Here is a 12,068-nt window from a genome sequence, read left to right as displayed (position 1 = left end):
GACCTCTGACCATGCAGGCCCCCGATCAGGGGAGGATCAGCCAGTCGAAGGCCAGCGCGGCGCCGAGACCGCCCACCAGGAGCCAGGTCCCCAGCCGCGTACGGCCGTTGCGGGAGAGCTCGATGACCACGCCGCAGAGGATCATGGCGAGGCCGTACACCCCGACCACGAGGACGGACGTACGGCTGGCCAGCCGGATCACCAGGACCGCCGCCATCGCGACCAGCAGGACGGACGCGGCCGCTATCCGCAGTCGACGGGCCTGCCTCGGAGTCAAACCGGATGCGCTCATGTGGTGGGAGCGTAACGGACGCCCGTTAGGCTGTTCGCATGACGACCGGGGTGCGCCGCAGGATGGGCGTCGAGGAGCGCAAACAGCAGCTGATCGGGGTGGCCCTGGAGCTGTTCAGCCACCGTTCGCCCGACGAGGTCTCCATCGACGAGATCGCCGCGGCCGCCGGGATCTCGCGGCCGCTCGTCTACCACTACTTCCCCGGCAAGCAGAGCCTGTACGAGGCGGCGCTGCGGCGGGCCGCCGACGAGCTGGCCGCCCGGTTCCTGGAGCCGCCGCGGGGCCCCCTGAGCGGGCGGCTGCTGCGGGTGATGGGGCGGTTCTTCGACTTCGTGGAGGGACACGGCCCGGGGTTCGCCGCGCTGATGCGCGGCGGGCCGGCGGTGGGCTCGTCCACCACGAACGCGATGATCGACGAGGTGCGGCAGGCCGCCTACGAGCAGATCCTCGCCCATCTGGAGGTGACGAACCCCTCCGCCCGGCTCGAACTGGTCGTCCGCTCCTGGGTGTCCCTCGCCGAGTCGACCGCGCTGCTCTGGCTGGACGGCCGGCGGATCCCGCGCGCCGAGCTCGAGTTGCAGCTGGTGCACGACTTCGCGGCGCTGGCCGCGGTCAGCGCCGCGTACGACGAGGGCATGGCGGACATCGTCGTACGGATCCTCGGCGACGAGCCGGCCGACGGCCCGTTCGGCGACCTGGTCGGCCGGCTGCTCACGCTGGCGCCCCAGGCTCCCGCCCAGCCGGCGCCGTAGCCCGCCCGGCGACCGCCGGGCGAGGCGGCCCGGCTCGTCCCGTGGCTCAGGCCTTGCGGTAGGAGGCGTCGAGGTCGCGCACCTCGGCGGAGATCCGTACGCCCTCCGTCTGCTTGAGATGGGCGGGCAGCAGCGCGAGCACGGCCTCCGTCAGACGGGCCTTGGTCTCCTCCGTGCGGCCCGGCAGCAGGGCGATGTCGACATGGACGACGACGTCGTCGGTCGAGCCGTCGCCGCAGACCGACTCCTCGATCTCACGGAAGCGGGTCTTGCAGGCGTCGAGCCGCGTGTCCACCGTCTCCACGACCAGCGGGTGCAGGGCGAGCGCGAAGCCGCGCCGGTCGAGCGGCGCGGAGTAGTCCACGGTGATCTGCGGCATGGGGGTCACTCCCGTTCGTACGGATGTCTGGCCACACCTTTACGGTGATCACCATGAGCGCACAAGTGGCCTTCCGGCAGGCGGACGACGGTGATCTGGACCTTCTGGTGGGGATGTTCGACAGGGCGGCGCACTGGATGGTGCGCAACGGCATCGACCAGTGGAAGCCCGGCGACAAGACCGCGGAGCACTTCCGGTCCCGGATGGCCGCCGGTGAGGTGTGGCTGGCGTGCCAGGACGGCCGGGCCGTCGGGGCGTACGAGCTGTGGTGGGAGGACGAGCAGGTGTGGGGAGCGCGGCCGCCGGAGGCGGGTTATGTCCACCGGCTGATGACCGACCGGGAGGCCGCCCCGGCCGGCACCGGCCGTGTGCTCCTCGCGCACGCGGAGGAGCGGACCGCGGCCGGTGGGCGGCGCCTCGCGCGGCTGGACTGCGAGGCGGGCGATCCGCGGCTGCGGACCTACTACGAGTCGGCGGGGTACACGGCGGTCGTCGAGGAGCTGGAGAAGGTCGCCGCCGACGGGCGGCGCTACCGGGTCACGCTGCTCGAGAAGGCCGTGGCCTGACGGCCGGCCCGGCGCCGGGGTGCATCCCGGGCGCCGGGCCGGCCGGTGCCTCACCGGGCGGTGAAGACGGCCACCGTCCGGGCCGGGACCGTGAAGGTGCCCGAACCGGCCTCGTATGAGGCGGTCTTGACCGTGTCGTCCGTGCCCGACGCCTGCACCGGGTGCAGACGGTGGGCCGTGCCGGCCAGGGCGGCGACCCGCTGGGTCTGCCGCTCCGGGGTGGCGTTGAAGACGACGACCAGGTCGCCGAGGCGCATGGTGATCACGCCCGGGGTCTCACCGGCACCGGAGAGCGGGAAGGACAGGGCGTCCTGCACCTGCCCGGCGGTGGCGAGGGAGAAGACCGGCTCGGTGGTACGGATCTTCTGCAGGTCCCGGTAGGCGGCCGACGCGCCGTCGATCTCCGCGCAGCCGACCGTCAGCGACGGGGCGGTGAGCAGCGGCTTTCCGTACGCCCACTTGGCCTTGTTGTCGGCGGCCGGGGGCAGTCCGCGGCCGAAGCCGTTGCCGTCGCGGCAGTCCCAGTGGATCGCGTTGAACCAGTCGCCGCTGTCGTACGAGTTGCGGTCCAGCGACTTCGACCGCAGCAGGTCCGAGCCCGCCTGGGAGAGCGCGGGACCCTGCGAGAGCGTCGCCGTCGCCATGGCGAGGACCTGCATCCTGGCCCGGTCGGCGGCCGGCGTGCCCGCCGGCAGCTTGAAGGCGAGCGCGTCGTACAGCGTCTCGTTGTCGTGCGCGTCGGCGTAGGCGAGGGCGTCGCCGGGGGCGGCGGCGTAGCCGGCCGGGGCGCCGTTGTAGTCGACCTGGGAGCCCTTGACCGTACGCCCGGAGGTGTCGGTGAAGGTGTAGGAGGCGAGGTTGCCGCTCAGCCCCACCTTGATCAGGTCCTGGTAGTGGAGCAGACGGGCCTTCTGCTGCTCCGGGGTGCCGTTGGCGGGCGAGGAGTTGGGCTCGGTGAACAGGCCGGAGGCGAAGCCCTGGACGCCGGGGTCCTCGTCGAAGGGGCCGCCGCCGCGGACGGCGTCGCGGGCCCGGTCGGAGAAGGTGGCGATGCCGGTTCCGGCCATGTTCTTCTGGGTGGCCTGGACGAAGCGGGCGTCGTCGGCGATCTCGCCGAAGTTCCAGCCCTCGCCGTAGAGGACGATCGCCTTTCCGTCGACGCCGTCCTTCTCGACGGTGAGCGCGTCCAGGGCCTTGCGGACGGCGAGGATGTTCTCCTTCGGGTGGTGGCCCATGAGGTCGAAGCGGAAGCCGTCCACCTTGTACTGCTTGGCCCAGGTGACGACCGAGTCCACGACGAGCTTGCCCATCATGGCGTTCTCGGGCGCGGTGTTGGCGCAGCAGGTGGAGGTGGCGACGGAGCCGTCGGCCAGGAGCCGCTGGTAGTAGCCGGGCACGATCCTGTCGAGGACCGACTTGTCGGACTGGCCGGCGGCGACGGTGTGGTTGTAGACGACGTCCATGACGGTGCGCAGTCCGGCGCCGTTGAGGGCCTGGACCATCCGTCGGAACTCGACCGTGCGGCGGGTGCCCTCGGGGTCGGTGGCGTAGGAGCCTTCGGGGACGGTGTAGTGCAGCGGGTCGTAGCCCCAGTTGTAGGCGTCCTTGGCCGCGGCGGCGGCCACGCATGCCTGCTGCTCCTCGGAGTCGGGGGCGTAGGCCTTGAGATCGCAGGCGGGGGTGGTCTGCTCGGACTTCTTCTCGGGGATGGTGCCGATGTCGAAGGCGGGCAGGAGGTGGACGTAGGAGGTGCCGGAGGCGGCCAGCGCCTTCAGGTGGCGCGAGCCCTTGCTGCCGGGGTCGGTGAAGGCGAGGTAGGTGCCCTTGTGGTCGGCCCTGGCCGTCGGGTCCGCGATCGAGAAGTCGCGGACGTGGAGTTCCTGGATCTGCGCGTCGCGCAGGGGTACGGCCGCCGGCTTCCTCAGGCCGGTCCAGCCCTCGGGGGCGAGCTTGGGGTCGGCGAGGTCGGTGACGAGGCTGCGGGCCGAGTCGGTGGTCAGGGCGGTGGCGTAGGGGTCGGTGACCTTGTTGGTGACGATCCGCTGGACGCTGGGCGCCCAGACCTTCACGACGTAGCGGTACGGCTTTCCGGTCCACGCGCGCGTGCCGGTGACCGACCAGACGCCGGAGGCGTCGTCGCGGCGCATGGGCACGGTCTTCCCGTCGAGTTCGAGGGCGACGGACTGGGCGGTGGGCGCCCACAGGGAGAGCGTGGGGCGGCCGTGGCGGAACACCGGGCCGAGTGAGGCCGTGGTGGCCTTCGGCGCGTACAGGTCGTCGAGGACCCCGGCGAGCTGGACGCCGGTGGCGGTCAGGACGGCGCCGTTGGCCGCGTACTGGGCGGCGACGAGCTGGCCCTTGAGGGCGTCGCGGACGCGGTCGCGGTCGCGCGGGTCGACGGTGAAGGCTCCGTACGCCTTGAGGTGCGGGAACGCGGCCTTCTGGGCGTCGGTCAGCCGCGTCGGGGTCAGGCGCAGCGCCTGGCGGTCGCCGGTGAGGGTGCCGTTCTCGACGGTGATCGCGCCGGAGCGGGAGGAGAGCAGCACGCTGGAGGCGGCTGCGTCGCTGCCGTTCCAGGCGAGGGTGGTCTCGTCGATCCAGACGGCCTGGGCCTTGGTGAGGTCGAGCGCCGCGCCGCCGCCCTTGGGCTGCGGCAGCAGGTACTTCTCCTGGCCCGCGAGCATCCAGACCTCGTGGCCGTTCGCCTTGAGGTCGAGGGACTGGTCGGAGGGCAGGTCCTTCTCGTCGCCCTTGTGCAGGATGTAGCTGAGGGAGGTCGCTCCGGGCGCGAGGGGCACTTCGTAGACCGCGCCGTAGGCGTCGGTGCGCACCGGCTGCAGCGGCTTGGACCAGTCGGTCGGGTGCGCGGCGCCGGTCCAGGTGTGCAGGCCCCAGCCGGCGTAGTCTCCGTCGGCGCGCTGGTAGTGGAGGACGGCCTTGGTGGTGTCCTGGGGCGGGTAGGCGCCTTCGGGCGCGGCGTTCAGGACGTCGGGCCTGCCCTGCTCGATCCAGACCTCGCCGGTGCGGGAGAGGTCGATGGTCCGGTCGGCGTCGGTGTCCTTGACGCCGTCCTTGTTCACGGCGATGAAGCCGACCGAGGAGGCGCCGGGCTTGAGCTTGACGTAGGCGAAGGCGCCGTACGCGTCGCGGCCGGTGAAGGGCTTCCCGGCGGGCCAGGTGGTGCCTTCGCCGTCGGCGATGTCGCCCCAGGTGTAGAGGCCCCAGTCGTCGTAGTTCCCGTCGGCGCGCTTGTAGTGGACGATCGCGTGGTCGCGCTGGGTGGCGGTCGGCGGCTGCTCGACGGCCGGGGCGCCGCTGGTGGTCGTGGCGGTCGCGCTCGCGGTGCGGCCGGTGCTGTCGACGACGACGGCCTTGTAGCGCAGGGCGGTTCCGACGGGGGCGGTGATCTTCTGGGTGACCTTGTACGGGGCGTGGTCGGCGGAGCCGAGGACCTGCCACTTCCCGTTGCCGGTCTGGGCGGCGAACACGACGCGGTTGAGCTGTCCGCCGTCGACATCGGCGGAGACCTCGACGGTGCCGGTGGCGCCGGCCGCCGGTGCCTTGAGGGTGATCGCCGGCGCGGAGGCGGGGGCGGGGAGCGGCTTCGCCGCCTTGAGGACGAGGGAGCCGAGCGCCGGGACGGTGACCTTCACCGTGGTGTCGGCGCCGCTGGTGACGCGGGCGTCACCGCCGTGGATCGCGGTGAAGGCGGTGCCCGCGGCGGAACCGGTCGGGATCTCGACGGTCTTCGCCTCGGTGGAGCTGTTCACGGCGACCAGGTACTCGGCGGCCCCGGCCTTCGCCCGGGCGTCGGTACGGGAGAAGGCGTAGACCGAGCCCTCGGCGTACCGCTGCTGCTGTACGCCGTCGCGCAGCGCGGGGTTCTTCCGGGTGAGCTCGGCGAGGGCGGCGATCTGCCGGTAGAGGGGGTGCGAGGTGTCGTACGCGTCGTCGGCGTGCGTACGGTCCGTGCCGATCCGGTCGTCGTCGAGGTAGTCGGGGGTCCGGGAGGCGAAGAGGGTCTGGCGGGAGTCCTTGTCGCCGCCGGGGCCGGTGAAGCCCTGCTCGTCGCCGTAGTAGACGACGGGGTTGCCGCGGCTGAGGAACATCAGCTCGTTGGCGAGCTGGTAGCGCCGCAGGAGTTCGGCGTCGTCGGCCTTCGGGTTGTCCTGCTTGAGGAAGGTGCCGAAGCGGCCCATGTCATGGTTGCCGAGGAAGGGCACCGACTCGTAGGCGTTGGCCTTGTCGGTGGTGTAGCGGTAGTCCTGGGCGAAGAGGCCGGCCAGTCGGTCGGCGGAGCCGCTCTGGGAGGCGAAGGCGCGGGCGGCGTCCTGGAAGGGGAAGTCGAGGGTGGCGTCGAGGCGGCCCTCGGTGACGTACTTCGAGGTGATCTTCGGGTCGGCGGAGTAGACCTCGCCGAACATGAAGAAGTCGTCGCGGCCGCGCTTGGCGGCGTACTCGTCGAGGGCGGTGGCCCACTGGGTCCAGAACTCGGTGTTGACGTGTTTGACGGTGTCGATCCGGAAGCCGTCGATGTCGAAGTCGCGCACCCAGCGCTGGTAGATCTTCTCCATGCCCTCGACGACCTCGGGGCGCTCGGTCCACAGGTCGTCCAGGCCGACGAAGTCGCCGTACTCGGAGGACTCTCCGGCGAAGGTCGAGTCGCCCCGGTTGTGGTACATGGTGGGGTCGTTGAGCCAGGAGGGGACCTTGAGGTCCTTCTTGGCCGGGGGCACCACCGGGGTGCGGGGGAAGGAGTCCTTGTCGACGCGCGGGAAGCGCTTGGACCCGTCGGCGTAGTCGCCGTCGTCGAAGGGGACGCCGTCCTTGGTGAGGTAGGGGAAGGCGCCCTTGGAGAGGTACGTGTACGACTTCTCCTGGTAGTCGACGACGTCGGCGGTGTGGTTGGTGATGACGTCGAAGAAGACCTTCATGCCCTTGGCGTGGGCCTTGTCGATCAGCTTCTCCAGGTCAGCGTTGGTCCCGAAGTGCGGGTCGACCTGGGTGAAGTCGGTGATCCAGTAGCCGTGGTAGCCGGCGCTGGCGTCCTTGCCGGTGCCCTGCACGGGCTGGTTCTTGAAGATCGGCGCCATCCAGATGGCGGTGGTGCCGAGGCCCTTGATGTAGTCGAGCTTCTTCGTCAGCCCCTTCAGGTCGCCGCCCTGGTAGAAGCCCTTGTCGGTGGGGTCGAACCCGGTGTCGAGACGGGTGCCGGTGAGACCGCCGCGGTCGTTGCGGGTGTCGCCGTTGGCGAACCGGTCGGGCAGGACGAAGTAGAACTGCTCCCGGGTGAGGTCGTGGCGCGCGGGCTGCGCGGCGAGCGCCTTGTCGGAGGGCGGCGGCGGTGGCGGGGGCGCCGCGGCGGCGGGCAGGGCGGGCACGAGGGCCGCGCACAGGGCGGTGGCCACGGCGGCCGCCGTTCTCTTGCGTATCACGAGGGTTCTCCCTGGAGGTACGGGAAGGAGGGCCGCCCCTGGCGGGGCGGCCCTGTGAAGCGGAACTGTCAGGTGCGGAACGTGTCGTTCAAGGTGACCAGGCCGGAGGACGGGACCGTCGCCGTCCGGTTCGCGCCGGTCTCCCAGGTCACGTTGCCGGACGCGTCCTTGCGGAGGTACTTGTACGCGAAGGTCGTGCCCGCCGGCAGGGAGACGTCCAGCTTCCAGACCGGGTACGAAGAGGAGTCCAGTTTCAGGGCCGAGGACGTCGACCAGTTGCCGAGCTCGGGGCGGTCTCCGGTGACGTAGATGTTCTCGCCGGGGACCGTCGTGGCGTCGACCGCGAACGACGCTCCCGTAGCGGTCTTGGACCCGCACGTCTTTGCGCCGACGTGCAGCGCCACCGCCGTGTTCGCGCCGAGCGTCGCCGTGAACTGGCCCGCCGAGTTCACCGTCACGGCCTTGTCGCTCTGCACGTCGCAGTAGGTGCCCGCCGGCAGCGAGGTCTGGAAGGTGCGGCTGAGCGGGGAGCCCTCGCGGTTGATCGCCACGAACGCCTTGTCGCCGCGGCCGAACGCGATCGCGTTGTTGCCGTTGTCCCACCAGTCGGTGACCGACGTGCCCCGGGCCGCGTTGCGGAAGGCGACCATGGAGGCGATCTCGCGCCAGGCGTGCTGGCACTTCCAGCCGTCGGTGTAGCAGGCGTTCACCTGGCCGCCGTTCGGCGCGCCGGCGTCCTTGTCGGACCACTCGTAGCCGGAGTGGACGTCCGGGGAGCCGTACGGCCAGGCCAGCATGAAGACGTTGGCCAGCGTGTAGGTGGCGCCCCACTTGTAGTTGAGGGTGTCGCCGCCGCGCTCGGTGTCGTGGTTGTCGACGAAGACCCCGGACTTGCCGGAGGACATGTAGCCCCAGGACTCGCCGAAGTTGCTCAGGTAGGCGAGCTTCTCCGAGCCGAAGATCCGCTTGAGGTCCCGTGCGTAGCGGAACTCCTGGACGTCTCCGTTGCCGAGGTACTCGCTGGGCGAGACGGCCTCGCCCGCGCCGAAAATCGCCTCCTGCTTCCAGTAGACGCCCGGGTTCGTCAGGCGTGACTTGATGTTCGCGAGGTCGGCGGCCGGCATGTGCTTGGCCGCGTCGACCCGGAATCCGTCGACGCCCAGCGAGAGGAGGTCGTTCAAGTAGGCGGCGATCCGGCCGCGCACCCAGTCCTCGCCGGTGTCCAGGTCCGGCAGGCCGACGAGCTCGCAGCTCTGGACGTTGGTTCGGTCCTGGTAGTTGGAGATCGTGGTGCGGCAGTCGTCCATGTCGGCGCCCGAGTAGAGGCCGGGGTAGTCGTACTTGGAGAAGGAGGTCCCGCCGGTGCCCGTACCGGACGCGTTCGCCATGTGGTTGACGACGGCGTCGGCGACGACCTTCACGCCCGCCGCGTGACAGGTGTCGACCATGTGCTTGAAGGCGGTTCGGTCGCCGAGGGGTCCGGCGATCTTGTAGCTGACCGGCTGGTAGGCGGTCCACCACGTGGAGCCCTGGATACGTTCCTGGGGCGGCGACACCTGGACGTATCCGTAACCGGCGGGGCCGAGCTGCTCGGTGCAGGCCTTCGCCACGGAGGCGAACTTCCACTCGAACATCACCGCGGTGACGTCCTTCTCACCGGGTGCTGCGGCCTGCGCAGAGGCAGGCGCCGTGACGGCCACAGCGGCTCCCGCCACGAAGGCGAGTGCAGCGGCCACGGTCTTTCTGGCCATGTTTCCTCCTGGGGAAGGGAGGTGCGGGGGGGCGAAGAAGTTCGCAATCTCTTGCTGCAAGAAAGCAGCAAGTGTTTTCGGACGTGACCGTACGAGTACCCCGGCGCCCGGTCAACCCCCTGGACACACTCCCGTCACCCGCCGGAAACTCAGCGGGTGCGCGGCTGCGCGGTGGAGCCCCGGACCACCAACTCAGGCTGGAAGACGAACTCCGTGCGCTGCACGGGATTCCCCTCGATCTCCTCCAGAAGCGCCCCGACCGCGGCCGTCGCCATCGCCTGCACCGGCTGGCGCACGGTGGTCAGCGGCGGGCTGGTGAACGCGATCAGCGGCGAGTCGTCGAAGCCGACCACGGACACGTCGTCCGGTACGTCCAGGCCCCGGGCGCGGACCGCGCGGATCACGCCGAGCGCCATCAGGTCCGACCCGCAGACGATCCCGGTGCACCCCTGGTCGAGCAGGATGTCGGCCGCCGCGTGCCCGCCCTCGACACCGAAGAGCGTGGGGCGGACGTACCGTTCGGCCTCCGCCCGCTCCATGCCCAGCAGATGGTGGAGTTCGGCGGCGAAGCCCTCCGCCTTGCGGCGCGAGGGCACATAGCGCGTCGGGCCGATCGCCAGGCCGATCCGTTCATGGCCGAGCTCGACCAGGTGCCGTACGGCCATGCGCGCCGCGGCCCGGTCGTCGGGCGAGACGAAGTTGGCGTCGACGTGTTCGTTGAAGCCGTTGATGAGGACGAACGGCACGCCGCGGGCCGACAGCCGCACATAGCGGCGGGGATCGGCCATCGCGTCGGCGTGCAGCCCGGAGAGGAACACGATGCCGTTGACCCCGCGCTCCTCCAACTGCTCGACCAGCTCGTCCTCGGTGGCGCCGCCGGGCATCTGGGTGCAGAGCACCGGGGTGTAGCCGTGCCCGGCCAGGACCTGCTCGATGACCTGGGCGAAGGCCGGGAAGATCGGGTTGGTCAGTTCGGGCACGACCAGACCGACCAGGCCGGCGCTGCGGCGCTTGAGCCGTACGGGACGTTCGTACCCGAGCACGTCGAGCGCGGCCAGGACGCGGTGCCGGGTCGCGCCGGCGACGCCCGCCTTGCCGTTGAGGACGCGGCTGACGGTGGCCTCGCTGACGCCGGACTGGGCCGCGAGGTCCGCGAGCCGCGGGGTGCCGTTCCCGGCACCCCGCGGCAGGGGGATCGTCACACCGCCCACCAGACGGTGGTGTCGGCGGGCAGCTCCGCGAAGCCCTCCCCGTGGGAGACGGGCTCGTTGGCGAGCAGGAACCGGCCGGGCAGCGGGACGGAGATGGCCCGGCCGGTGGTGTTGGCGGTGCAGACGAAGCCGTCGCGGCGGAAGGCGAGCACCCCTTCGGGCGCCTCCATCCACTCGACGCCCTCGCCCGCACCGAGTCCGGGCTGTTCCCGGCGCACGGCGAGCGCGCTGCGGTACAGCTCCAGGGTGGAGCCGGGGTCCCCGGCCTGTGCCTCGACGCTGAGCCCGCCCCAGGTGGCGGGCTGCGGCAGCCAGCTGCCGCCGCTGCCGAAGCCGTACGAGGAACCCTCGACGGTCCACGGGATGGGCACCCGGCATCCGTCGCGGAAGCCGTCCTGCCCGGTGGCCCGGAAGAACGACGGGTCCTGGCGCACCTCGTCGGGCAGATCGGTGACGTCCGGCAGGCCGAGCTCCTCGCCCTGGTAGACGTAGGCCGAGCCGGGCAGCGCCAGCATCAGCAGCGTCGCGGCCCGGGCCCGGCGCAGCCCGAGTGCGCGGTCGCCGGGCTCGCGCAGCTGGGTGCCGAGTCCCGGCGGGTTGGCGAACCGGGTGGCGTGCCGGGTCACGTCGTGGTTGGACAGCACCCAGGTGGTGGGGGCGCCGACCGGGCGCATCGCTTCGAGCGAGGCGTCGATCACCCGGCGCAGCTCGGCGGCGTCCCAATCGGTGCCCAGGTACTGGAAGTTGAACGCCTGGTGCATCTCGTCGGGGCGCACGTAGTTCGCGGTGCGCTCGACGGTGGGGGTCCACGCCTCGGCGACGAGGACGCGCTCACCGTCGTATTCGGAGAGGACCTGCCGCCAGGAGCGGTATATCTCGTGGACGCCGTCCTGGTCGAAGAAGGGCATGACGTCGTTGCCGAGCAGCTTGAGCTGGTCGTGGGCGCCGATGTCGGGCAGGCCCTCGGCCTTGACCAGGCCGTGGGCGACGTCGACGCGGAAGCCGTCGACGCCCATGTCCAGCCAGAAGCGCAGGATGGAGCGGAACTCGTCGCGGACCGCCGGGTGTTCCCAGTTGAAGTCGGGCTGCTCGGGCGCGAAGAGGTGCAGGTACCACTCCCCCGGGGTGCCGTCCGGCTCGGTGACCCGGGTCCAGGCCGGGCCGCCGAAGATGGACTCCCAGTCGTTGGGGGGCAGTTCACCGTCCGCGCCCTTGCCGGCGCGGAAGTGGTAGCGCTCGCGCAGCGGCGACCCGGGTCCCTCGCGCAGGGCGCGCTGGAACCACTCGTGCTGGTCGGAGGAGTGGTTGGGGACCAGGTCGACGATGATCCGCAGGCCCAGCTCGTGCGCCTCGCGGATCAGCGCGTCGGCGTCGAGGAGGCTGCCGAACATCGGGTCGATGGCCCGGTAGTCGGCGACGTCGTAACCGGCGTCGGCCTGCGGGGAGGCGTAGAAGGGGGAGAGCCAGACGGCGTCGACCCCGAGGTCCCTCAGGTACGGCAGCCGGCTGCGGATGCCCTCCAGGTCGCCCATGCCGTCGCCGTTTCCGTCGGCGAAGCTGCGCGGATAGACCTGGTAGATCACCGCGTCTCTCCACCAGCCCGTGTGCGTGCCGGTGGTCGGGGCGGCGGGGGCAGCGAGGTGCTGGGTCATGACTTCCCTGGGAGGTAAGGAGTTGCGTAC

The 12,068-nt window shown here is 71.2% G+C and carries 8 protein-coding genes; 2 read left to right on the top strand and 6 right to left on the bottom strand.

Annotation, left to right across the window (positions count from 1 at the left end; translation table 11 throughout):
- Nucleotides 1-25: 25 nt before the first annotated feature.
- Nucleotides 26-292, bottom strand: a complete 267-nt coding sequence (locus ACIRB4_RS07900; RefSeq protein WP_403289185.1) for a hypothetical protein — start codon at nucleotides 290-292, stop codon at nucleotides 26-28.
- A 38-nt stretch (nucleotides 293-330) separates the two neighbouring features.
- Here ACIRB4_RS07900 and ACIRB4_RS07895 point away from each other — a divergent pair, with 38 nt between their 5' ends.
- Nucleotides 331-1,044: a TetR/AcrR family transcriptional regulator gene (locus tag ACIRB4_RS07895; RefSeq protein ID WP_403289183.1), complete on the top strand. Its 714-nt coding sequence runs from the start codon at nucleotides 331-333 to the stop codon at nucleotides 1,042-1,044.
- A gap of 46 nt (nucleotides 1,045-1,090) precedes the next feature.
- Here the strand turns inward: ACIRB4_RS07895 and ACIRB4_RS07890 are convergent, their stop codons facing one another.
- A complete protein-coding gene (locus ACIRB4_RS07890; RefSeq protein WP_403289181.1) occupies nucleotides 1,091-1,423 on the bottom strand; it encodes a 5-carboxymethyl-2-hydroxymuconate Delta-isomerase in 333 nt (110 codons plus the stop codon).
- A 53-nt stretch (nucleotides 1,424-1,476) separates the two neighbouring features.
- Here ACIRB4_RS07890 and ACIRB4_RS07885 point away from each other — a divergent pair, with 53 nt between their 5' ends.
- Nucleotides 1,477-1,989 carry a GNAT family N-acetyltransferase gene (locus ACIRB4_RS07885; RefSeq protein ID WP_403289179.1) on the top strand — a complete coding sequence of 171 codons (513 nt, stop codon included), beginning with the start codon at nucleotides 1,477-1,479 and terminating at the stop codon, nucleotides 1,987-1,989.
- Nucleotides 1,990-2,039: 50 nt separating this feature from the next.
- Here ACIRB4_RS07885 and pulA read toward each other — a convergent pair whose 3' ends face one another.
- The 4 genes from pulA to ACIRB4_RS07865 all read right to left on the bottom strand — a co-directional run bounded on the left by pulA (nucleotide 2,040) and on the right by ACIRB4_RS07865 (nucleotide 12,038).
- Nucleotides 2,040-7,424, bottom strand: a complete 5,385-nt coding sequence (pulA, locus tag ACIRB4_RS07880; protein WP_403289177.1) for a pullulanase-type alpha-1,6-glucosidase — start codon at nucleotides 7,422-7,424, stop codon at nucleotides 2,040-2,042.
- A gap of 68 nt (nucleotides 7,425-7,492) precedes the next feature.
- Nucleotides 7,493-9,175 (bottom strand): carbohydrate-binding module family 20 domain-containing protein, encoded by a 1,683-nt coding sequence (locus ACIRB4_RS07875; protein ID WP_403289175.1) that lies wholly within the window; start codon nucleotides 9,173-9,175, stop codon nucleotides 7,493-7,495.
- Between the two features lie 149 nt (nucleotides 9,176-9,324).
- Nucleotides 9,325-10,386 (bottom strand): LacI family DNA-binding transcriptional regulator, encoded by a 1,062-nt coding sequence (locus tag ACIRB4_RS07870; RefSeq protein WP_403289173.1) that lies wholly within the window; start codon nucleotides 10,384-10,386, stop codon nucleotides 9,325-9,327.
- Nucleotides 10,374-12,038, bottom strand: coding sequence for an alpha-amylase family glycosyl hydrolase (locus ACIRB4_RS07865; RefSeq protein ID WP_403289171.1), 1,665 nt, complete (start codon nucleotides 12,036-12,038; stop codon nucleotides 10,374-10,376). The genes ACIRB4_RS07870 and ACIRB4_RS07865 overlap by 13 nt, the downstream gene beginning before the upstream one ends.
- Between the last annotated feature and the right edge of the window lie 30 nt (nucleotides 12,039-12,068).

The sequence above is a fragment of the Streptomyces sp. NPDC093600 genome (assembly GCF_044764755.1).
Taxonomy (GTDB): domain Bacteria; phylum Actinomycetota; class Actinomycetes; order Streptomycetales; family Streptomycetaceae; genus Streptomyces.
The sequence above is the reverse complement of the archived record's forward strand: the minus strand, read 5'-3'. Positions and strand labels throughout refer to the sequence as shown.

Excerpts from the sequence above, each read along its gene's own strand:
- ACIRB4_RS07900 (WP_403289185.1), bottom strand. The coding sequence starts at position 292 with ATGAGCGCATCCGGTTTGACTCCGAGGCAGGCCCGTCGACTGCGGATA.
- ACIRB4_RS07895 (WP_403289183.1), top strand. The coding sequence starts at position 331 with ATGACGACCGGGGTGCGCCGCAGGATGGGCGTCGAGGAGCGCAAACAG.
- ACIRB4_RS07890 (WP_403289181.1), bottom strand. The coding sequence starts at position 1,423 with ATGCCGCAGATCACCGTGGACTACTCCGCGCCGCTCGACCGGCGCGGC.
- ACIRB4_RS07885 (WP_403289179.1), top strand. The coding sequence starts at position 1,477 with ATGAGCGCACAAGTGGCCTTCCGGCAGGCGGACGACGGTGATCTGGAC.
- ACIRB4_RS07875 (WP_403289175.1), bottom strand. The coding sequence starts at position 9,175 with ATGGCCAGAAAGACCGTGGCCGCTGCACTCGCCTTCGTGGCGGGAGCC.
- ACIRB4_RS07865 (WP_403289171.1), bottom strand. The coding sequence starts at position 12,038 with ATGACCCAGCACCTCGCTGCCCCCGCCGCCCCGACCACCGGCACGCAC.